This window comes from Lysobacter oculi, from assembly GCF_003293695.1.
GTDB classification, from domain to species: Bacteria; Pseudomonadota; Gammaproteobacteria; order Xanthomonadales; family Xanthomonadaceae; genus Solilutibacter; species Solilutibacter oculi.
The window spans coordinates 461,202-480,733 of the sequence record NZ_CP029556.1; the positions used below are offsets into that span (position 1 = coordinate 461,202).

Here is a 19,532-nt window from a genome sequence, read left to right on the forward strand (position 1 = left end):
CCTGCCACGGCGCCGGTGTAACGAAGCAAGTTCGGCTTGAACGAATTGTTAGGTTTGCGGCCTTTGCTGCTGATGGTGTGAAAGAAGCAATCTTAAATTGGTGAATCAACCGGAACTCAGTGCGCTGATAATCAAGCCATATGAGGCTGCTACCAGAATCACTGCAGGGATTAGCCAGCGTGCTTTGGACAGGAAAAGTACAACTAGCGCTGCTGAAAACACCAGTACGCCATGCAGGTCTTTGATGCTGCTGAAGAGGATGGCAAGGGTTGTGCCTGTGATGAGGCCAACCACGGCTGCTGTGACGCCAGCCAAAAACTCAGCGACGCGGGGTCTGTGCACCCAGCGCTCCATTGCGTCGTGGCCGAGTAGCGTGAATGAGAATGCTGGGAGAAATACGCCGGCAGTCATTACCAAGGCACCAACGAGTCCCCCGCCCATGTAGCCGACGAAGGTCGCGAATATGACAAGAGGGGCGGGTAGAAGGCCAGAAAGTGCTAAACCGTCAAGGAACTGGCCATTGCTCATCCACGCACCATGACTCACAGCGTCTCGCTGCAAAAATGGGATAACGGTGTACGCCCCTCCGAAAGTGAGCAGTCCTGCCTTTAGCCCTGACCAGAAGAGGGCAAGTGCTCCCATAGTTCCAGTTGCTGCGACAGTACTTATTTCTGATCGGTTAACGAGAGCCTCTAGGCCAGTGAGGCCGCCATCGTTCCAGATCTTGGCTGTGATCAGAGCAGCCATAATGGCGAGTGACCACGACGCCAGTAAATTGCGATGCTCGTGCGCGAGAAGGTAAATCAATCCACCTGCAGCGATTACTACAGCGAAATGAATATTTGCCAGTTGAGCTAGGACGGCAACCGCACCGATAAGCCAAAGCCAGCGGTTTTCTAGGACGTGTCCGCCAATACGGAAAATGGCGCGCACAATCAGCGCTGCAACTGCTGCTTGCGCAGCGACCAGTACGCCGCTCCAACTTTCGATCATGAGCCCATACCTAGCGTACAACCAGGACAGCAATAGCATCAGTGCGAATCCAGGCAGCATGAAGCCCAGCCCAGCCATTATTCCGCCCAAGCGTCCGCGAGCAAGCGTGCCGAAATAGACGCAGAGTTCATGTGCCTCTGGGCCGGGGAGAACTTGATAGACGGCAAGTACGCGATTGAATTTATCTCGGTCGATCCAGCCCTCTTGATCTACAAGCTCCTCTCGAAGCATGCCGATTTGCGCGACAGGGCCACCCCAAGCTATAGCGCCGAAGCGCAAAAAACGTAGAAATACACCGAGCGGCGATAGCTGTGGGATTCCGTTGCCAGAAGAAGGGACTACGGGCTTGTCCGATGAAGGGGCGGCGTGCATTTTTATCTCTAAGGGAGCTGAACGCTGCATTTGATCGCGGGGGGAGCGCTCATGAACCATCCACTGCAAACCTAACGCCTGAGTTAAGCCGACTTGCGTAGTGGAGGCAAAAGCGTGGCAAGCTTTTTCTGCCACGCTTTTGCTGTAACGAAGCAAGTTCGGCTTGAACGAATTGTTAGGCTTGCTCGCCGGGTAGCTTTGCCGCAAGTACATCAACGTTTTCGATGGACGGGGGCTCGGACAACAACTCACCTGCCTTTGCCATCAACGCGGCTGCGACCTTGCCGGAGAGATGGGCCTGCCGACCCGCTTCATCCGGGAAAGCATCAAAGATTCCGAAAGTGCTTGGTCCAAGGCGAATGCCAAACCACGCAGTGGTGGCAGGCTCCTCATTGACGATGGGAAGGCCACTCACAAGGAAGCTCTCAACCTCTTTCTCTTTTCCAGGTTTCGCTTCAAGGCGAACGAACAAGGCTACTTTGACCATGGCATGTCTCCTGTTGTTAAAACGACATCACGATACGCGATGTTCTCTTGCAAGCCTCGACGTCCCCCCGCTTTCAGTAGCGGGGCGATTTAGAGTCCGGGGTTGATGGTAGTGGATGCCAGTTGTTTTGCGTAGGCGCTCGGTGTCAGTCCGCCCAATGCCTTCTTCGGCCGATCCTCGTTGTATTCCCGGCGCCAGGTTCCGATGACGGTCCGGGCGTGCAGCAGGTGGGTGAACCAGTGTTCGTTGAGGCACTCGTCGCGCAGGCGCCCGTTGAAGGATTCGACGTAGGCGTTCTGGTTCGGCTTGCCGGGTTGGATCAGGCGCAGTTGCACGCCGCGCTCGTACGCCCAGGTGACCATAGCCTTGCCGCAGAACTCCTTGCCGTTGTCGGTGCGGATCACCTGCGGTAGGCCGCGGGTGAGCGCCAGACGGTCGAGCACGCGCGTCACGCCCAGTCCGGAGATCGCGCGCTCGACCTCGATCACGATGGCCTCGTGGGTGGCGTCGTCGACGATCGTCAGGCACTTGATGACCCGACCTTCGGCGGTGCGGTCGAACACGAAGTCCATCGACCACACCTGATTGGCCGCCAGCGGCCGGATCAGCGGCTGGCGCTCGCCCGGCAACACCTTCTTGCGCTTGCGGCGCCGCACCTGCAGCTTCGCCTCCTGGTACAGCCGTTCAACGCGCTTGTAGTTCACGAGCAGCCCCGCTTGCCTGAGCTTGAGGTGGATCATCCCGACGCCGTAGCGCTTGTGCCGCCGCGCCAGCGCCAAGATCCGCGCCCGCAGCTCGACGTTGCGGTCCGGACGCGGCGCATAGCGGTAGGCGCTGGCGCTCATGCGCACCACCGCCAGCGATCGTCGCTCGCTCAGCCCCTTGTCCACCAGATGCCGCACCAGCTCGCGTCGAGCCGGTGCGGTCACCACTTTTTTCGCAGGGCGTCCTTGATCACGTCGTTCTCGAACATCTGCTCGGCCAGCAGCTTCTTCAGCCGGGTGTTCTCCGCCTCCAGCTCCTTGAGGCGCTTGGCGTCGGGCACGCTCATGCCGCCGAACTTGCTGCGCCACAAGTAATACGAGGCTTCGCTGAAGCCGTGCCGGCGGCACAGGTCCTTGACCGGCAGGCCGGCCTCGGCCTCACGCAGGAAGCCGATGATCTGTTCTTCGGTAAAACGCTTCTTCACGTCCAATCTCCTTGTCGTTGGGGATTGGACTCCAGATCGCGGCGCTACTCAAAGGTGGGGGGACGTCGGCCTAACGCCTGAGTTAAGCCGACTTGCGAAGTGTAGCCGGCGACGTGGCAAGCTTAACCTGCCACGGCGCTGGTGTAACGAAGCAAGTTCGGCTTGAACGAATTGTTAGGGTGCGCGTTCGCGTTAGTTTCAGAGCCTACGGAGCCGAAGGGCTGGGGCGCAGGCCCGCGGTCTTTCAGCCCGTATCAAGCCCGCAAGCCGCCGAGCGAAGCGAGAAGAACGCACGCGGTCCCACGCGGCGACGGTTCGGGTAACTCCGAGGGCGGATCAACAAGTCTGATTGCCTGGGCGCAACACCAGACAAGTCGAACGCCGCTTGTGATCTTGCGAACGCACAGAACGGAAGTTGCGAGGCGTCAGCAGCAGAGAACCGATCAAACGTTCTCGCGCAGCCTAACGCCTGAATTAAGCCGACCCGCGAAGCGGGTTCGGCTTGAATGAATTGTTAGGCAGCAGCTCTGCCACTAGCGGAGCTTCTTGTAGTTGTCATCGCCAATGACGGGCGCCGCCGGAGACTCGGTCTTGATAAGGCTTACCGAATGCTCGCAGTCACCAAGGTTCTTGTAGCTCTCGGAGCTAACGGCAATTGTGCGGCCATTGCTGGAAGTGAAGTTCCAGCGCCACTCGCCGGAGTTGTCTTTGTAGATGTAGAAGTAGGAAACGCCAGCCATTACTAGACCCTCATATAAGCCCCGAGCCGGATTGCCGGATGCCGGCAAAGTAGAGCGCTCCTAAATCTCACAGCTTGCGACTGCTGCCTAACGCCTGAGTTAAGCCGGCCCGCGTCCGGCGAGTGAGACCGCGACGAGACCGCGAAGCGGGCTCGGCTTGAACGAATTGTTAGGCCGCGGGTCCAGAGGAATCGTTGCTGCGGCTAGATGCCTTGCGCAATGCACCGATACCGAGGACAACGAACACAACTCCAAGTGCCGTAAATGCGTTCTGCCCGTTATTGAACGCTGCTGCAAAGAATGAAAGCCCTGCTGCAATGAGCAGATATCCGGATAGCTTGGAGGGCTGGTTGCGTTCCATGTGCTGCCTTTTGATGAGCGTGAAATTTTTACTAGCGGCCTAACGCCTGAGTTAAGCCGACCTGCGTAGCGGCACGGCGGTGTGCTACACGCTAGCACAACAAGCCGGGCCGCGAAGCAGGTTCGGCTTGAACGAATTGTTAGGCGACACTGCTCGATCGGAAATAATGCCGCGTCGCTCAGCTACCCAGATTTGTGAAGATACCCACCGCTAGCTCTGCCCACACGTAAAGAAACGCAGCCAAAACCAGCACACCGGTCACCAGTCTGTTCTTCGGAGAGACCTTTCGCGCGACGAGCACAAATATCGAGCCGGCAGCAAAAAGAAGGATGCCCATAACGACGAAGTCTTCTATGCCCCAATTGACGGCAGTGGTGACCCGCATTGCGACAAAAGGGATGAACAAAAGTGCCCCTGTCGCTAGCGCAATCCAAGCGAAAGCACTGTTACGCATGATGAATCTTTTGGCTATCGTGTTCATTGAACCTTCCTCCTAGTGGAGGCATAGGATCTGGCGTGCCTGTGAAATCACGATGTGCCCATTGTGAAGCCACTATGAAGGCTCGGAGTGCCGCCTAACGCCTGAGTTAAGCCGTGGTGCTGCACGGCCACAATAGGGCAAGAACTTACCCTAAAAGATTGTGGCCGTGAAGCGCCATCGGCTTGAACGAATGGTTAGGTTTCGCGACAGGCCGGACGGAGCCCGGCGAAAGATGCGGCTGGTGCTCTACATGCCGGAGCCTGTAGTGCGCGCTTTAGATGCAACCGATGCCGAGCGTCGAACGCATGTGTGCATGAAAGCGCCGGGCAGGGCACGCGGGTGAAGAACGACCTGGAGCGAGTGGCGATCACCGCGGCTCGGCGCCCCCTGCAGTTTCCGGATGCGCCACCCAACCACTAACCGAAGCCGAGTGTGGAAGTTCTAACGCAGGAATGCGATGTTCTTTCCGAAGGGCGGGTTTAGTTGAAAACGCTTTTCAAGCCGCAACCTAACGCCTGAGTTAAGCCGCGCCGTGAGCGGTGCGGCGACGCGTGCGAGCGTAGCGAACGCACGCAGGCGACGCAACGAAACGGCGTCGGCTTGAACGAGTTGTTAGACCGCACCAGCCTGTTGTTGAAAGCGCAAGTCAGGCACCGTGACCGCAAGCCCGCGAAAACCGATTGCACGCAGGCGCGTGGCGAACCGCAGGGTGGGGCGTGCGCGCCTGCGTGCGACTCCGCGAACCATTGCCAGATGCGCGTTGGCCGAACGCGAGCGCGCGAGCCGACGAACAATCTGGAGAAACTTGGTGAACGCCGGAGCGCAGCGCGGCGTTCTAGCGAGAAGGGATCTGGAGGCTGGGTTTTGCCGAGAACATCAGGTGCATGGCGTCCCATGCGGTCATTCTGGCTGCGGTCTAACGCCTGAGTTAAGCCGGCTTGCGAAGCGGCACCGGCGTTGTGGTACACGTTACCGCATAAGCCGGGCCGCGAAGCAAGCTCGGCTTGAACGAATTGTTAGGCTGCAAGCCCTTCAATGAAGGAAATCATTCTCAGCGTGCTCGGGCGGAAAGATGTGCACAACAATCACAACTCCATCCTGAAGCGCCTGTTCGTAGTATTGCTTCCCTGAGTCTTCATCTGGGAAGTCTGTAGCACTAGCTAGAGACGCGGATACGATTCTCTCGGTACGCCAGCCAGCTTCAGTGGTCTCTTTCTCTGCGATATCAATGGCACTACGAATATTGAGCTCTGTTGTATACACATTGATGTAAGCGCCACCAAATTCGTCCGCCGACTGTAGAACGCCGTCTGGAATTGCTTCTACTTGGACCACGAAAATTTCTGTCATGAGGCCTAACGCCTGAATTAAGCCGACCCGCGAAGCGGGTTCGGCTTGAATGAATTGTTAGGCAGCACTACCGGCACGTAGTGTTGCCAAAGCTGTCAGTGCGGCACTTGACCGTGTTGCCATTGTCGTCGCGGAAAGTGGTGTTGCCAAAAGAGTCTGTGCGACTACGAATGGTATTGCCGTTGTCATCACGGTAGGTGGTATTGCCGAACGAGTCGGTGCGACTACGGACAGTATTGCCGCTATCGTCACGGTAAGTGGTGTTTCCGAAAGAATCGGTCCGGCTGCGAACGGTGTTGCCGTCGTCATCCCGCCAAGTAGTGTTGCCGAAGGAGTCCGTGCGGCCGCGAGTGGTATTGCCATCACTGTCACGGCACGTGGTGTTTCCGAACGAATCGGTTCGGCAACGGGTTTGAGCGAACGTACTGAACGACACGGTGGCGAGAAGAAATGAAACGAGCAATGCTTTGAACATAAATCCCCCTTGTTGTGTGGGTGCTGCCTAACGCCTGAGTTAAGCCGGACCGCAGCCGGCGAGTGAATCACGCGCGAGACCGCGAAGCGGTCTCGGCTTGAACGAATTGTTAGCCCGTACCAGCCTGAGAACTGGCGGCCACGAGCGTCCATGTAAGCATTATTGCGACGGCTGTTCCGCCAATAAAGCAGGACAGGCACTTAGCTTTGCGCCCAGTGATGACACTGAGCAGCTTGCCGAGTAGCACGAATGCAAGGACGCAAACGGCTAGAAAGGCTGTGTAGCCAGGAAAGAGCCAAGCCGAGGCGCCGCAGACTACAACGAAGATCAAGGTCACATAGGCATGAGCGAGGCGAGCCAAGCCAACGGCAGGACGTCCAGGCTCATGAAACATGCCGCCATAGTTGGTGGGGACAGACACCACCAGAAGGCCAAAGGTGCCGAACAGCACGTAGAAGGCGGCAATGATCTTGACGAGCGACATTGTTTGAGTACGGGCTAACGCCTGAGTTAAGCCGACCTGCGTAGAGGAGCCGGCGACATGGCAAGCTTAACCTGCCATGGCGCCGGTGGAACGAAGCAGGTTCGGCTTGAACGAATTGTTAGGCTGCAGATAGTCATTTGGATCGTTTGCTGCTGTAGTGCACAGCTAGTGGAGCTATCCCAATTGGGAAGAGCGCACCAAGAATTACGATGGCTATACCGGTAAGCTTATCGATGTTGCCATTTTGCATAAGCCTAAGAACAAATCCGCCAACTAGTAGAGCGATGACTAGTGCAATCATTGCCGGACCAAATATTGTTCCTGGGCGATTTCTTTGGATCATTGTGAACTCTCGAATGCAGCCTAACGCCTGAGTTAAGCCGGGCCGCTTTGCGGCCGAGCGATGTGCTACACGCTAGCACATAAGTCGAGGCCGCGAAGCGGGCTCGGCTTGAACGATTGGTTAGGGCGCACCGCAGTCACTCTTTCTAATTTCGAATCGAGTCAATTCTGTGCCGTCATTAAGCTTGTAAATATATTCCATGATTACGCCAGCATCTAATACCTTTGTACTTGTCGGAGTTGCGCATACGCCCTTAATAATCGTGTCTGAAAAATCGCGAATGGCGCGTTGATCCATTGCTTTGCCGGGCATTTTAACCAGCGTATAATAATAAGCAATTTGCATGCTCGGTCCCGGGAAAGTTGAATCTAGCCGGGTGTGCTCATCTACCATCATTGGAAGTTGTTTATTCATTTCCTTTGATATCTGCACGAGTCTTGGGTCAGCAGCTAATGAGTCGGAACTGCTCTTGTTGTTCTGCTTTGTGTAGCTGATAAATTTATAGCCACCAAAAATTACTGCACCCCAGAAAAGCAGAGTAAAGAATTTTTCAAAGTGGCTCGACTTACCTGAGCTCATGATTCCCCCCTGTGCGCCCTAACGCCTGAGTTAAGCCGGCCTGCGTAGCGGCCGAGCGTTGCGGTATACGTTACCGCATAAACGAGGCCGCGAAGCGGGCTCGGCTTGAACGAACTGTTAGACCGCTGGCCATTCAATTTCGCTTAGAGAAGGCAATGGCAACCAAGGAAAACGCCACGATCCAGACGCCGAAGTTCAATGCGAACATTTCCCAACGAATTTTATCCAAGCCCAGCAAAATACCCAACGCATCGGCAAATCCAACAGGGGAGCTCGCCATCCCATCAACCGCGTATACAAATGGCCAGCCACCTGCAGCTACGTAACAGCCATCTTCGCAGCCCATGATGTCACCGAGTGTGACGTAGGCTTTGCGCGGAACCCAGCTGCTCGCGATAGTCGTGGCTAGCGCGAGTATGACCACCAAGGCTTCTTGGACACGACGACTCAAAGTGTCTCCTGCGGTCTAACGCCTGAGTTAAGCCGCGGTGCGCAGTGGCCGAGCGGCGGTGTAGCGTTAGCTTACACCGCAAGCGCGGCCACGAAGCAACGTCGGCTTGAACGAATTGTTAGGCGAGCTATTCGTAGCGCCGATCCTTATCAATTTGCTCTTGAAGTTGATCCATTTGTCGCCACAGTCGAGCCATTTTCTTGCGTGGCGTATCAAAAAACACGTCATGAATAAAACTTACCAAAACACCCAAGCATATAACGGCCAGAACTAAGGCTAAGAGATATGGAGAGACATCCATGTAAAACGTATGCCAATCCTCATGAAACTCTGGGCGTCGCAGGCCATCAGCTTCAATTGCTGTCATAGCAGCAGATTCAGCGCGAACTTCGCTAAGAAGAAGCGAGGAAGTGGGGAGGTCTCCCGGTTGAATGGTTTTAAGTGTTACTCTAACTTCTTCGTCTTTTTCTATTGTGCCTAAGGGTATTTTGAATCCAGTGCCTTGAGAAAATTTTGAAAGAGGGGTCGATGGATCTGCCTCAAAGAGTGAACGCAGAGAACTTCGTCTCGGCGCAGAAATTTCTACAAAGGTGCTTTTCGCATCTGCTGCGCCGGACGGTAAATATAAGGCGACTTCCTTTTGCGCCGCTGTCCCGCCATTAATCACTATGACAGCGCCAACTTGAGATCGTTCTGTTTTTATTACCGAGGTAGTTTCGTAGAGCAAATAGTTATCTGGAAAAACAACTCTAAATGCAAATCTTGCGAAAACGGGTAAGGCCAGCGTGAGGATGGCGATAATCACTGCCAGTTTTTGCCAAGTAACGCTGCTAGATGACTCTGTTGACATGATCTTATGGATTTGACATGAATCTAAATGGTTCGCCTAACGCCTGAGTTAAGCCGCGTTGCAGCGCGGCCGCAGATTGGACAAGCCGTTGCTGCCAAGTGTGCGGCCGCGAAGCAACGTCGGCTTGAACGAGTGGTTAGGTTGCAGTGTGCCACGAAAGAGTCAGCAGCGTTACGAGAGCAGCGCCCGCGCAGCTTGACGAGCAGGCGCGTCGGAGAACGAAAGACGATCTGAGCGAAAGACCTGGCTGAAGCATGGCCGAGAGGTCAACACGGTCTGTGGGCAGTACGCTTTGCTACACCGTTCTACCGTTCTGTTGCCTACTGCAGCCTAACGCTTGAGTTAAGCCGCACCGCTTTGCGGCGGCGGCAGAGTCACAATCCTACGGGACTTTGCCGACGCCGCGAAGCGGTGTCGGCTTGAACGAATTGTTAGGTGCGCTGCCTTGAGCTGTGTATTCCTGCATTGCGGCGTCTACCTGGGAGAAGAAGGGGATTTCTGCTACAGCAATCCGATCTTTCTGGAGTCTTTGAACACATGCCTCAAGGGCTGCACGTATCTGGTCACACAAGTAGGCCTTCAGGTGCTCGTGTGTGGCCTGCTTCCATCTCAACTCCGGCACATGAATGTCCGCCGACATGTAGCGACGACTCTTAAGCAGCCTGACGCGATGGACGCCTTCCTGGCCGTACTTTGCTAGAGATCCATCAATTCGCAGCACGAGCGCGTATTCGTCGATAGACGCACAATGAGTAGATATAACGTGCTTAGCGAGTGCTTGGTAGAGAGCAACCTTTAACTCGCATGGAAGACGAGCCTCTGGGCCGCCAGCTTCACAGCCAATAGAAATCGTGGGACGAACCGGAGACCCCATTGCGCACCTAACGCCTGAATTAAGCCGCGCCGCGAAGCGGCGTCGGCTTGAATGAATTGTTAGCCACCGCGTCCAAGCAGTTCAAGCCATAAGCTCGATGAGGTGTGAGCGCCAGCTTGGTGCCTCGTATGGTTCCGGCCAGAACTCTACCAATCGCACGATCTTGCTTTTGGAAACGGTGAATAGTGAGATCGCGCGGGCAGACTGCACCCCATCTGTGACCGATACGTCTGAAACAATTTCTGAGTCGTCGCCAAAGAGCCGATGAATGGTGAAGTGCCAGCGTCCGTGGGCTGGGTACTCATGATTCATTTGGGCAAACCGCAGGGGGCCAGAAATGAGTTCTTTGGATTGGGGCCACTCAAGAACGAATTCCGGGGACAAAACGGATGTGACCGAATGAAAGTCGTTCGTCGCCATGAGGCGCCAGAACTCGCGAACAACTTCCGTGGCTTTAGTTGGAGACACAATGTCCTCCGGGCGGTGGCTAACGCCTGAGTTAAGCCGGCCTGCGGAGCGGCCGAGCGTTGCGGTACAACTTACCGCAAAAAACGAGGCCGCGAAGCGGGCTCGGCTTGAACGAATTGTTAGACCGCGCACTGGTTAGAGCGTGCTGGGTGTTATTGAAAGTTCGCCGGCCAAGGCGAGCCTATATGTCATTGGCTTTCCGGCCTCAACAACAATGTCCACTTCGCGCTGTGCGCGGCTGGATTGTGCACGGCAGATGGCCATTCCGCCAGGACGGGCGCCTAGTATCCTGCGACCAACGGCCAAGTAAAGTTCTGCTTTTTGGCCAGCACGAAGTGATGCAACATGATTGCCGTCGATAAGAATTTCAGCAGAGCACCCGCTGCCGGAAAAACCCTCGTCTCTTACAACAGTGACCAGCTCGCGTCCTGGTGCCGCCATGAAGGCATCTGCGACTATTTTTCCCTCTGGTCCAACTGGAGCTGCGCTAGCAGCGGGGATACCTTTGGTCGCGCAGCCAGTTAAAATAAAAGCCAAAGTAATACCGACGAGTAATTTCATGCTCTCCCCCTAGAGTGTTGAGATTGTGTGACGTGCGGTCTAACGCCTGAGTTAAGCCGTGGTGCTGCACGGCCACAATTAAATACGATCCTTACCTTCAAAAATTGTGGCCGTGAAGCGCCATCGGCTTGAACGAATTGTTAGGCCTCACTTGGTAAAGACCTTGCTAACCACTTTTCCTGTTTGGATGTCGATGTGGCAGTCAAAGCAGGCGAAGTTTCCAACGACAAGGGGTGACTCTGAGATGACACCAGTGTAGCCATCTGTTGCTCCAGCCCCAATGTCATCCGCCCGCCATAGCTCCTTGCCTGTGGCGCTGGAATAGGCAAAAAGATTTCTAGATGGCTCGTTGCTTGGGAAAACCATGTAGTCGTAAACGACGACAACGAGGTCGTCAATCTCACGGGCATCAAGTACCGGGAAGGTCGCGGGAATCGCCCCGCGCGAGTGAATGATTTGACCTGACTCAACGGGAATCTGCATGTGAGGCCTAACGCCTGAGTTAAGCCGCGCTGCGTAGTGGCACGGCGTTGTGCTACACGCTAGCACAAAAGGCCGGGCCACGAAGCGGCGTCGGCTTGAACGAATTGTTAGGGGGCAGTCCGGCGCTTTTCATTAAGTAAGAAAGCCAAGATGCCAACAGCAAATATGTTGATTCCGACCAGCAGGGGGTTAGGCTGATTTATGGTGAAATTGAATTGACTCCCTAGCTGCCAATTGAAATTGAGATTTGGTGGAACTTTACTAGCCGAAATTGCGGCAAAAAAGCCGCAAGTGAACAAGTACGACACAGTGGATGACTTAAAGATCGGAACTTGCAATGCCCAAAGCCAGATATTCGCTTTCAGCGCGAGCTTAGAACGCTCCAATGCGAGAATTCCTGCATAGATCGCGTACATGTATAGCAAGCAAAAGGGGGCAAGAATGAGCCAAGACGCAAATTCAAGGTTTGAAATAGCGGTCATAAAAATCGCTACCACTCCCACGCACCCGCCGCCAATACCGAGAACTCCCAGGGTTCTCCATTGCCACGAATTCATGCTGCCCCCTAACGCCTGAGTTAAGCCGCGCCGGGCAGTGGCGTGGGCCGTGGCTTAGCGTAGCGCAAAGCCACGGGCAAGCCACGAATCGGCGTCGGCTTGAACGAGTTGTTAGACCTCACTGCCTCATAGTCAAACATACTGGCTTCAGCAGAGTAAGTTCTATGCCAGGGTCTCCTAGCAAGTCCACGCGATCAGCTCCACCACTAGCGCCGTAGCCTTGAAGTGAGTTGGTTCCGCCGTATGTGTAAGTCAGTTGCTCCGGAGTGTCCCCAGCAAGATTGAACAGGCTGATCTTTACCATCTCTGGTACGTAGCGAGTTTTGGTGGATTGTTCTTGCACCTTATCCTGCTCTGGATGGTCAATCTCAACACCAAGCTTGACGCCATTTGGCAGATCAACAACTTTCATAGCCCCATGTTGCACGGTCCAGTCAGTGACAGGCTTACCATCCCATGAGAGGAAGACTAGCTGCTCTCGCTCGCCCGTCTCCCAGTTGCAGGCCATCGATGCAGAAGACATGCACATTGCAGCTAGGGCGGCCAGTGTTGTGAGTGTGCGCTTCATACAAGATCCTCCATGTGTTTTTTCAGTGAGGTCTAACGCCTGAGTTAAGCCGACCTGCGTAGCGGCACGGCGGTGTGCTACACGCTAGCACAACAAGCCGGGCCGCGAAGCAGGTTCGGCTTGAACGAATTGTTAGGGTGCGGTCTACCACTTCCATCTGAATTTCCGCTTGCGAATTGCGTGCATCTGTCTGGATGAAGCAAGGTCCATCGCCATGGGCGCGAAACGGGACACTGCTCCATACACTCCCACCCTAAAGATGAAATATGCAAAGGTTAGTGTGCCGATAGCGATCAAAAGAAAATACCAGCGGGCTTGACCCGTTACGACTAACCATAGATTTCGAGCAGCCCCTAGGACTAGAAGGGTGCCGAATAGAAAAAGTACAAGTCGCCTAAAGTTCACCCAGGTGGTCGATAGGCTTTTTTGAAGTCTTGTCATGATTTATTTCCGCAGCCTAACGCCTGAGTTAAGCCGGGCAGCGTAGCGGCCACGACGGTGGCTCAATCATAGCGGGCCGCCGTCGAGGCCGCGAAGCGGACTCGGCTTGAACGAATTGTTAGGTCGTGACCAGCCTTTGCTCTTACCTGCAAAGCCGGCCTTGTCCCCGTAAAAATCTCACACTCGCACGCAGGTAAGCGCGGCAGGGCTTGTTGCCGCGTGCGCCTGCGTGCGAACCGCGAGAAGCCAAGGAACGGAGCGAGAGTCCGCACTGGCAACGCCTGATGAAATCTGGCGTGCCCGCGTGAAGCTTCCCGAAGGCGAGCGGTGGGCGAGGGAAGTGGGTGAAGCGCGAGCGAAGCGGCGCGGAATATTGCGAGTTGCCTGGTTCAGTCGCTCTTTGGCACTGAACCTTCTCTGGCACGACCTAACGCCGGAGTTAAGCCGCGCCGCGAAGCGGCGTCGGCTTGAATGAAATGTTAGCTGCCAACACGGGTCCAAGTGACTTCACGGCTGATGATCTGATGATCGTCATGGTAGTACGAGCATTGCCCCTTGAAGCCATAGCCATTGCTTATGAGTTGAAGTACGAACGCACCACGATCTAATGCAAGTTTGTCGGCTGAGCTGTATACGGCTGTAAGTAGAGAGTTCTTGAACTCTCCTGACAATGAGTAGGTCTTTCCATTGTCTGGTCCTTTTGTCACCAGAATAGTTCCGGATACAGCATGCGCAACCCTCGATAGAGTCACTATCTCCTCTGTTAGGTCCTCCACGTTTTGATACGTGATCTTCCAACGCCCTTCAATCTCCGTATCTTTATAGACACGCTCCTCGTACCAGGGACGAATGATGCGGAGATAGATCTTGTGGAAGAAAAGAGCAAGGCCGCTGGCGATGAGGCCTGCGATGATCCCAACAGCAAGAGCCTCCATGATCTCCCCTTTGGCAGCTAACGCCTGAATTAAGCCGCGCCGCGAAGCGGCGTCGGCTTGAATGAATTGTTAGGCGCCACGCCGTGAAGCGCGCTTAGCATTGCGCTCCTCCTGACGGGATGCCAAATACCACCACTCTTCCGAGCCGTCCGAGCGAGAGGTTTTCTTGGCTCCGATCTCATGCAGGAATTGCCTGATCTGATCATCCGAGAAGCCGCCAACTCTCTCTTTGAGCGCAAAGAACGATCTATCTGTATAGCTCTTATGGTTGAGCATTTCTTGAAGAACGGACTTGACCATCACGCCGCTCTTGTTCTGAAGCAGGAACATTTCTTTGTCGTGCGCGAACTGTCGAGACTGAAGCAGCCAGTTGAAGAATCCCGTGGCGATAGCGCCGACGACAACGCCAAGTAAGGCCCATCCTGCTTCAGTCATCGAAATCTCCATATGGCGCCTAACGCCTGAGTTAAGCCGCGCTGCGTAGTGGCACGGCGTTGTGCTAGAAGTTAGCACAAAAGGCCGGGCCACGAAGCGGCGTCGGCTTGAACGAATTGTTAGATGCGCAGCCGCTACTTTTTAATCTGGGCAAACTTCCAGGAAAGATTTCCGCCGCTTTCGTTCGCCGCCTTAGTCAGAGTCGAGCTCAAAGCATTGAACGTATCGGCGTTGAACATCATGGTTTTCTGAGCCATGAGAATGTACTGAATGTGACCAGTGTCAGATTGAATGACATCTAGGCTTGGGTCGAAACCATTTTCCAACAGTCGCCTTGCTAGCGCCTCAAATTGTTTGGGTTCGCTATCGAATACGATGATGACGCCAAGCTCGAAAGGCTGTGACCTGTCTATTTCCAGGGTTACGGTCTGAGCGGTGTGATGGTCGCTCGTCCGTGGTGATGCTGAGCCGCATACCGGGAGCAAGAGGACTATTGCCGTGAGTAATAACTTAATGAGCTTCATGGATGGCTCCTGCGCATCTAACGCCTGGAGTTAAGCCGCGGTGCGTAGTGGCAAGCGGCGGGTTAGGCTGTAAGCCTACCCGCAAGCGCGGCCACGAAGCAACGTCGGCTTGAACGACCTGTTAGGCGCTGATGACGCTGTTCCCCGTTCACCGCGCGATGCTGGCCGCCCTTGCTGCCGACGCAGAGTCTGAAGGAACGCGCGACTACAAAAGCGCTGCAAGCTCGCGTCCAAGCGCGCTTGACCGCAGCGCAGCAACGCTTTTGTAGCAGGTCGCGCTCAATTCAGTCGATTGCTCTTGATCCGGAATTGCCGTGGGCAAACCCTCACGGATTTCGCTGTGGCTGTTTAATGAGAGGCCGAGATAATCGGCACTGCAGCCTAACGCCTGAGTTAAGCCGTGGCGCGAAGCGACATCGGCTTGAACGATTGGTTAGGTTGCAGCATAGCCCAGAACGGCGCAGCCGCACCACGAGAGCAGCGCGAGCGCAGCTTGACGAGCATCGCGCGTCGGAGAACGTAGGGAAGTCGGGGTAGGGCGTCTGGCCGAAGCATCGTGTGTACTCACAACGGGCTTGCAGATAGCGGCGCTTTGCCGCTCATTAATTCCCGATGTTTCCTGCTGCAGCCTAACGCCTGAGTTAAGCCGTGGTGCTGCACGGCCACAATAGGGAAAGAACTTACCCTAAAAGATTGTGGCCGTGAAGCGCCATCGGCTTGGACGAATTGTTAGGCCGCTTACCCGAACTGGTCGGCATACTCAGCGACCTGTTGCGGAAACAACTGCTCATAGAGCGGATAACTAATACCAACAGCATGTACCTCAATCTCTCCAAGCTCTACTGAGTAGTCGAGGATAGACACCCCGTGCGCCGTTGGAAGCAGCTCGCCGCTAGGACAAACTACGGACAGCTCCAGGTGTGCTTGAGGCAAGTCGCGGCTGGCAATGCACTGTGGCTGGACAATCGAGTACGCCGGAAGCGGGAGGAACCTGCCGGAAGCAACTCCCATGGGCGGGTCACCCGTTTCGAGCGCGGAGTGCCCAATCATGGTTTTTCCGGCAAATACCTTGTAGTCGCTCATAGCGGCCTAACGCCTGAGTTAAGCCGGCCTGCGTAGCGGCCGAGCGTTGTGGTAAACGTTACCGCAAAAACGAGGCCGCGAAGCGGGCTCGGCTTGAACGAGTTGTTAGGTTGAGCGAGTGTGCTTGGTTTGGCAACGACAATGATGCGGCCCGTGGTTTGTGTCACCGGATTCCGGAGACGAAGCTTTCGTTGCTGCCGAAGCGACAACTCGAACGCGATCATGTTCGACGGCGACGGGCATGGCACGCGGCCGACGGTGTAACTGGAGCACACGTTAGGAAGTCGCGGCCCGGCGCCCTCGATGATGTTGCCGGATTCGCAACCAACCGACCAACCGAAGACGTGTACAAAAAATCGAACGCGGCAGAGTGATCATGCTTCCGAAAAGCTTTTCACTTTTGTATTCGCTTTTCCAACCCGCAACCTAACGCCTGAGTTAAGCCGGGCCGCTTTGCGGCCGAGCGATGTGCTAAACGCTAGCACATAAGTCGAGGCCGCGAAGCGGGCTCGGCTTGAACGAATTGTTAGGACGGTGATCCACCTGCTTTACGGCGCTTTGTTTCTTGATCTTTCGCGCCGCGGCGGATCAAAGAATTCTCCAGCGCCAGATCGCAATGTCCAGGTTTAGCATCCGGAACCGCGAGCGAGTAGGCGGGCGCGAACATTGTCGAGTGCGAAGATTTCTCAGCTCTACGCGGTGCGCTTATTTCTTTGCTGTTTGCTCTTCAACTGCAAACCTTAGCCTTTCAACGCCGGCCTAACGCCTGAGTTAAGCCGCGCTGCGTAGTGGCACGGCGTTGTGCTAGAAGCTAGCACAAAAGTCCGGGCCACGAAGCGGCGTCGGCTTGAACGAATTGTTAGGCCATGATTATTGCCACTCTTTCTGCTGCCAATGGGTGCCTTTGTCTAGTGCAGAAAGCGCGAGTCCAGCCCATTTCCGAACTTCTTGATCAGGGTGATCTAAGTCGAGGGAAATCACAGCGGCCACAGAGGGATCACCGGATTCGCCGAGTAATTCAAGAATCTTTCCGCGAGTGTATGCGTCGTGGACTGTGGGAAGCAACTCGATAAGTCGCGGCACTACTTTTTTTGAATCTGGACGGTTTCCCCAGTATGCATTTTCAAAGGCATGAGGGTCTCTATCGAGAATCTGAGACAGCCACTCTTCAACTTGCGAGTCTGTTGGGTTCATGGCCTAACGCCTGAGTTAAGCCGGCCTGCGTAGCGGCACGGCGTTGTGCGAAAAGTTAGCACATAAGCCGATGCCGCGAAGCGGGATCGGCTTGAACGAATTGTTAGACCGGCGAGCATGTGCTTTGCAGTCTTGAATTCTTGTTCTTTTCCGCACCGCGGCGGCCTTTGCCGTTGTGCAACCACAGATCGCATGGACCAGGCTTAGCGTCCGGAACCACGAGCGAAGAGGTGGGGCGAACATTGTCGAGTGCGATGATCTGTGGCCTGGCTTTTCGCTTTGCACGTGCGAAGCAGGTGCGCTTTAGAGCAGCGCGATTTATCGCTCTACGACATTAACCCTTTGACCATTCAACGCCGGTCTAACGCCTGAATTAAGCCGCGCCGCGAAGCGGCGTCGGCTTGAATGAATTGTTAGGCATCACCCGAGATGTCAGAAGACGGACCAGCCTCAAGGCGCAGTGTCTGTTTCTCCGAGCGCTTCTGGCTACGCCTGAGGGAGTCCTTGATCTTGCGGGTGACGCCACGTTTGGAGCCAGCACGCTCATTTTCCTTGAATATGTCCGGGTTTGACCCGTACTTGGCAAATAGGCGATCGAAATCGGCTTGCAACTTAGTGTAGGCGGGCGACCGCCTTATACGTTCAACTTCTACGGCAAGGCATGGCACAGGAATAAGCGCGCTCTTGGCCTGCGAGAGCTGTCGCAGCTTGCGGATATCACTGTCACGTTGGGAACGGCTCATGTGATGCCTAACGCCTGAGTTAAGCCGTGGTGCTGCACGGCCACAATTGAACACGGACCATACCTTGAAAAATTGTGGCCGTGAAGCGCCATCGGCTTGAACGAATTGTTAGGCTGCAACCGTTACGACTTGTCGTGATTGATTGAGCTGATACGGACAAGTCAGCGAACGAAGAAGTTCTGGGGCGGAAGGACCACGGAGAAAAGTCCGACGCAATCCTGGAGCATGCGTCACCAGACGCGTGCGAACCGAACAGATGAAAGCAGGGCGGCAAAGCCGCGCTGCGAACTATGCAAGCGATGAGAGCAATTTCCCGGAATCTTTCAACCTGACTTTAAGAGCGCTTTCTTGCAGCCTAACGCCTGAGTTAAGCCGGCCTGCGTAGCGGCCGAGCGTTGCGGTATACGTTACCGCATAAACGAGGCCGCGAAGCGGGCTCGGCTTGAACGAACTGTTAGACCGCTGGCCATTCAATTTCGCTTAGAGAAGGCAATGGCAACCAAGGAAAACGCCACGATCCAGACGCCGAAGTTCAATGCGAACATTTCCCAACGAATTTTATCCAAGCCCAGCAAAATACCCAACGCATCGGCAGATCCAACAGGGGAGCTCGCCATCCCATCAACCGCGTATACAAATGGCCAGCCACCTGCAGCTACGTAACAGCCATCTTCGCAGCCCATGATGTCACCGAGTGTGACGTAGGCTTTGCGCGGAACCCAGCTGCTCGCGATAGTCGTGGCTAGCGCGAGTATGACCACCAAGGCTTCTTGGACACGACGACTCAAAGTGTCTCCTGCGGTCTAACGCCTGAGTTAAGCCGGAGCGCTTTGCGGCCGCGGCGTTGTGACAATTTACCGAACAACTCCGCGGCCGCGAAGCGATCTCGGCTTGAACGAATTGTTAGACCGCTAGCGACTATCTGCGCTTTGAGAACGCAAATGCAACGATAGCAATTGCCGATAGCCAGACAACAAAGTTCAACGCGAACATGTCCCAGCGGATGTCATCCAATCCTATGAGTGCACCCAGCAAGTCCGCAGATCCAACAGGGGAGCTGGTCATTCCATCCACGACATAAATGAATGGCCATCCCCCAGCAGCGACGTCACACCCGTTTTCACACCCCATGATGCTCGGATGAGTCTCAAGTGTCTCGCGCGGAAGCCAGCTGCTGCAAATGGTCGCGCCTAGCGCGACGATGACCGAAAGTGTTCCTTCGATAGATCGGTTCAAATCCTGCACCCGCGGTCTAACGCCTGAGTTAAGCCGTGGTGCTGCACGGCCACAATAGAACAAGAACTTACCGTAAAAGATTGTGGCCGTGAAGCGCCATCGGCTTGAACGAACTGTTAGGGCGCATGCCTAGCTAAAACGTTTGCGGTGTTCTTCAGATAACCACAGCGCGTCTATGGGGCCGTTGAAACCTACGACAGCATCTACACCGCAAAGTGGACATAACGCCGTTATGCCCAGAGGCTCTCCGTCAATCCACTCAATAATTTTACTAG

At 55.1% G+C, this 19,532-nt stretch carries 24 protein-coding genes; all 24 read right to left on the reverse strand.

Translation table 11 applies throughout. The features are described 5' to 3' along the window. Positions 1–105 precede the first annotated feature (105 nt). Positions 106–1,578 (reverse strand): chromate efflux transporter, encoded by a 1,473-nt coding sequence (chrA, locus tag DCD74_RS02170; RefSeq protein ID WP_217424273.1) that lies wholly within the window; start codon positions 1,576–1,578, stop codon positions 106–108. Continuing rightward, entirely contained in the window at positions 1,541–1,852 is a 312-nt protein-coding gene (locus DCD74_RS02175; protein ID WP_112925872.1) for a putative quinol monooxygenase, read from the reverse strand. The genes chrA and DCD74_RS02175 overlap by 38 nt, the downstream gene beginning before the upstream one ends. 89 nt (positions 1,853–1,941) lie before the next feature. Next, positions 1,942–3,041 (reverse strand): IS3 family transposase gene (locus DCD74_RS02180; RefSeq protein WP_112927513.1). Its coding sequence is split into 2 segments (ribosomal slippage): positions 1,942–2,783 and positions 2,783–3,041, totalling 1,101 coding nucleotides; the frame shifts between segments, so codons are not numbered across the junction. A gap of 533 nt (positions 3,042–3,574) precedes the next feature. Then, the gene (locus tag DCD74_RS02185) at positions 3,575–3,781 is read right to left on the reverse strand and encodes a YegP family protein (RefSeq protein ID WP_112925873.1); all 207 of its coding nucleotides are present in this window, start codon (positions 3,779–3,781) and stop codon (positions 3,575–3,577) included. Between the two features lie 169 nt (positions 3,782–3,950). Then, positions 3,951–4,142: a hypothetical protein gene (locus DCD74_RS12485; RefSeq protein WP_162615843.1), complete on the reverse strand. Its 192-nt coding sequence runs from the start codon at positions 4,140–4,142 to the stop codon at positions 3,951–3,953. 178 nt (positions 4,143–4,320) lie between these two features. Then, entirely contained in the window at positions 4,321–4,623 is a 303-nt protein-coding gene (locus tag DCD74_RS02190) for a hypothetical protein (RefSeq protein ID WP_217424274.1), read from the reverse strand. Between the two features lie 1,032 nt (positions 4,624–5,655). After that, a complete protein-coding gene (locus tag DCD74_RS12490) occupies positions 5,656–5,973 on the reverse strand; it encodes a hypothetical protein (protein ID WP_162615844.1) in 318 nt (105 codons plus the stop codon). Between the two features lie 67 nt (positions 5,974–6,040). Beyond that, a complete protein-coding gene (locus DCD74_RS02195; RefSeq protein ID WP_112925874.1) occupies positions 6,041–6,448 on the reverse strand; it encodes a hypothetical protein in 408 nt (135 codons plus the stop codon). A 109-nt stretch (positions 6,449–6,557) separates the two neighbouring features. Beyond that, on the reverse strand, positions 6,558–6,932 hold the full coding sequence (locus DCD74_RS02200; RefSeq protein WP_112925875.1) for a hypothetical protein: 375 nt from the start codon (positions 6,930–6,932) through the stop codon (positions 6,558–6,560). A gap of 463 nt (positions 6,933–7,395) precedes the next feature. Next, a complete protein-coding gene (locus DCD74_RS12495) occupies positions 7,396–7,854 on the reverse strand; it encodes a hypothetical protein (RefSeq protein WP_162615845.1) in 459 nt (152 codons plus the stop codon). Between the two features lie 133 nt (positions 7,855–7,987). After that, positions 7,988–8,305: a hypothetical protein gene (locus DCD74_RS12500; RefSeq protein WP_162615846.1), complete on the reverse strand. Its 318-nt coding sequence runs from the start codon at positions 8,303–8,305 to the stop codon at positions 7,988–7,990. Between the two features lie 127 nt (positions 8,306–8,432). Beyond that, a complete protein-coding gene (locus DCD74_RS12505) occupies positions 8,433–9,155 on the reverse strand; it encodes a P-loop NTPase family protein (protein WP_162615847.1) in 723 nt (240 codons plus the stop codon). Between the two features lie 955 nt (positions 9,156–10,110). Beyond that, positions 10,111–10,449, reverse strand: a complete 339-nt coding sequence (locus tag DCD74_RS02205) for a nuclear transport factor 2 family protein (RefSeq protein WP_217424275.1) — start codon at positions 10,447–10,449, stop codon at positions 10,111–10,113. Positions 10,450–10,632: 183 nt separating this feature from the next. Continuing rightward, on the reverse strand, positions 10,633–11,058 hold the full coding sequence (locus DCD74_RS12510; RefSeq protein WP_162615848.1) for a hypothetical protein: 426 nt from the start codon (positions 11,056–11,058) through the stop codon (positions 10,633–10,635). A gap of 147 nt (positions 11,059–11,205) precedes the next feature. Beyond that, on the reverse strand, positions 11,206–11,541 hold the full coding sequence (locus tag DCD74_RS12515; RefSeq protein WP_162615849.1) for a hypothetical protein: 336 nt from the start codon (positions 11,539–11,541) through the stop codon (positions 11,206–11,208). A 107-nt stretch (positions 11,542–11,648) separates the two neighbouring features. Continuing rightward, positions 11,649–12,098 (reverse strand): hypothetical protein, encoded by a 450-nt coding sequence (locus DCD74_RS12520; protein WP_162615850.1) that lies wholly within the window; start codon positions 12,096–12,098, stop codon positions 11,649–11,651. Positions 12,099–12,216: 118 nt separating this feature from the next. Beyond that, positions 12,217–12,666, reverse strand: coding sequence for a hypothetical protein (locus tag DCD74_RS12525; protein ID WP_162615851.1), 450 nt, complete (start codon positions 12,664–12,666; stop codon positions 12,217–12,219). Between the two features lie 920 nt (positions 12,667–13,586). Further along, complete coding sequence (locus tag DCD74_RS02215; RefSeq protein WP_112925878.1) at positions 13,587–14,042, reverse strand: hypothetical protein; 456 nt, start codon at positions 14,040–14,042, stop codon at positions 13,587–13,589. Positions 14,043–14,111: 69 nt separating this feature from the next. Beyond that, positions 14,112–14,477, reverse strand: coding sequence for a hypothetical protein (locus tag DCD74_RS02220; RefSeq protein ID WP_162615852.1), 366 nt, complete (start codon positions 14,475–14,477; stop codon positions 14,112–14,114). 134 nt (positions 14,478–14,611) lie between these two features. After that, complete coding sequence (locus DCD74_RS02225; protein WP_112925880.1) at positions 14,612–15,001, reverse strand: ribonuclease E inhibitor RraB; 390 nt, start codon at positions 14,999–15,001, stop codon at positions 14,612–14,614. A gap of 738 nt (positions 15,002–15,739) precedes the next feature. Next, positions 15,740–16,084: a hypothetical protein gene (locus tag DCD74_RS02230; protein WP_217424276.1), complete on the reverse strand. Its 345-nt coding sequence runs from the start codon at positions 16,082–16,084 to the stop codon at positions 15,740–15,742. An 870-nt stretch (positions 16,085–16,954) separates the two neighbouring features. Continuing rightward, positions 16,955–17,278, reverse strand: a complete 324-nt coding sequence (locus DCD74_RS12530) for a HEAT repeat domain-containing protein (RefSeq protein WP_162615853.1) — start codon at positions 17,276–17,278, stop codon at positions 16,955–16,957. 413 nt (positions 17,279–17,691) lie between these two features. Then, a complete protein-coding gene (locus DCD74_RS12535; RefSeq protein WP_162615854.1) occupies positions 17,692–18,021 on the reverse strand; it encodes a hypothetical protein in 330 nt (109 codons plus the stop codon). Between the two features lie 470 nt (positions 18,022–18,491). Continuing rightward, positions 18,492–18,809, reverse strand: coding sequence for a hypothetical protein (locus tag DCD74_RS12540; RefSeq protein WP_162615855.1), 318 nt, complete (start codon positions 18,807–18,809; stop codon positions 18,492–18,494). Positions 18,810–19,532 lie beyond the last annotated feature (723 nt).

Coding starts and splice junctions, on each gene's coding strand:
- DCD74_RS12535 (WP_162615854.1), bottom strand. CDS start 18,021: ATGAGCCGTTCCCAACGTGACAGTGATATCCGCAAGCTGCGACAGCTC.
- DCD74_RS02175 (WP_112925872.1), bottom strand. CDS start 1,852: ATGGTCAAAGTAGCCTTGTTCGTTCGCCTTGAAGCGAAACCTGGAAAA.
- DCD74_RS12515 (WP_162615849.1), bottom strand. CDS start 11,541: ATGCAGATTCCCGTTGAGTCAGGTCAAATCATTCACTCGCGCGGGGCG.
- DCD74_RS02230 (WP_217424276.1), bottom strand. CDS start 16,084: ATGAGCGACTACAAGGTATTTGCCGGAAAAACCATGATTGGGCACTCC.
- DCD74_RS12530 (WP_162615853.1), bottom strand. CDS start 17,278: ATGAACCCAACAGACTCGCAAGTTGAAGAGTGGCTGTCTCAGATTCTC.
- DCD74_RS12495 (WP_162615845.1), bottom strand. CDS start 7,854: ATGAGCTCAGGTAAGTCGAGCCACTTTGAAAAATTCTTTACTCTGCTT.
- DCD74_RS02195 (WP_112925874.1), bottom strand. CDS start 6,448: ATGTTCAAAGCATTGCTCGTTTCATTTCTTCTCGCCACCGTGTCGTTC.
- DCD74_RS12520 (WP_162615850.1), bottom strand. CDS start 12,098: ATGAATTCGTGGCAATGGAGAACCCTGGGAGTTCTCGGTATTGGCGGC.
- DCD74_RS02200 (WP_112925875.1), bottom strand. CDS start 6,932: ATGTCGCTCGTCAAGATCATTGCCGCCTTCTACGTGCTGTTCGGCACC.
- DCD74_RS12525 (WP_162615851.1), bottom strand. CDS start 12,666: ATGAAGCGCACACTCACAACACTGGCCGCCCTAGCTGCAATGTGCATG.
- DCD74_RS02220 (WP_162615852.1), bottom strand. CDS start 14,477: ATGACTGAAGCAGGATGGGCCTTACTTGGCGTTGTCGTCGGCGCTATC.
- DCD74_RS02185 (WP_112925873.1), bottom strand. CDS start 3,781: ATGGCTGGCGTTTCCTACTTCTACATCTACAAAGACAACTCCGGCGAG.
- DCD74_RS02215 (WP_112925878.1), bottom strand. CDS start 14,042: ATGGAGGCTCTTGCTGTTGGGATCATCGCAGGCCTCATCGCCAGCGGC.
- DCD74_RS02225 (WP_112925880.1), bottom strand. CDS start 15,001: ATGAAGCTCATTAAGTTATTACTCACGGCAATAGTCCTCTTGCTCCCG.
- DCD74_RS12490 (WP_162615844.1), bottom strand. CDS start 5,973: ATGACAGAAATTTTCGTGGTCCAAGTAGAAGCAATTCCAGACGGCGTT.
- DCD74_RS02205 (WP_217424275.1), bottom strand. CDS start 10,449: ATGGCGACGAACGACTTTCATTCGGTCACATCCGTTTTGTCCCCGGAA.
- DCD74_RS12485 (WP_162615843.1), bottom strand. CDS start 4,142: ATGGAACGCAACCAGCCCTCCAAGCTATCCGGATATCTGCTCATTGCA.
- DCD74_RS02190 (WP_217424274.1), bottom strand. CDS start 4,623: ATGAACACGATAGCCAAAAGATTCATCATGCGTAACAGTGCTTTCGCT.
- chrA (WP_217424273.1), bottom strand. CDS start 1,578: ATGTACTTGCGGCAAAGCTACCCGGCGAGCAAGCCTAACAATTCGTTC.
- DCD74_RS12510 (WP_162615848.1), bottom strand. CDS start 11,058: ATGAAATTACTCGTCGGTATTACTTTGGCTTTTATTTTAACTGGCTGC.
- DCD74_RS12505 (WP_162615847.1), bottom strand. CDS start 9,155: ATGTCAACAGAGTCATCTAGCAGCGTTACTTGGCAAAAACTGGCAGTG.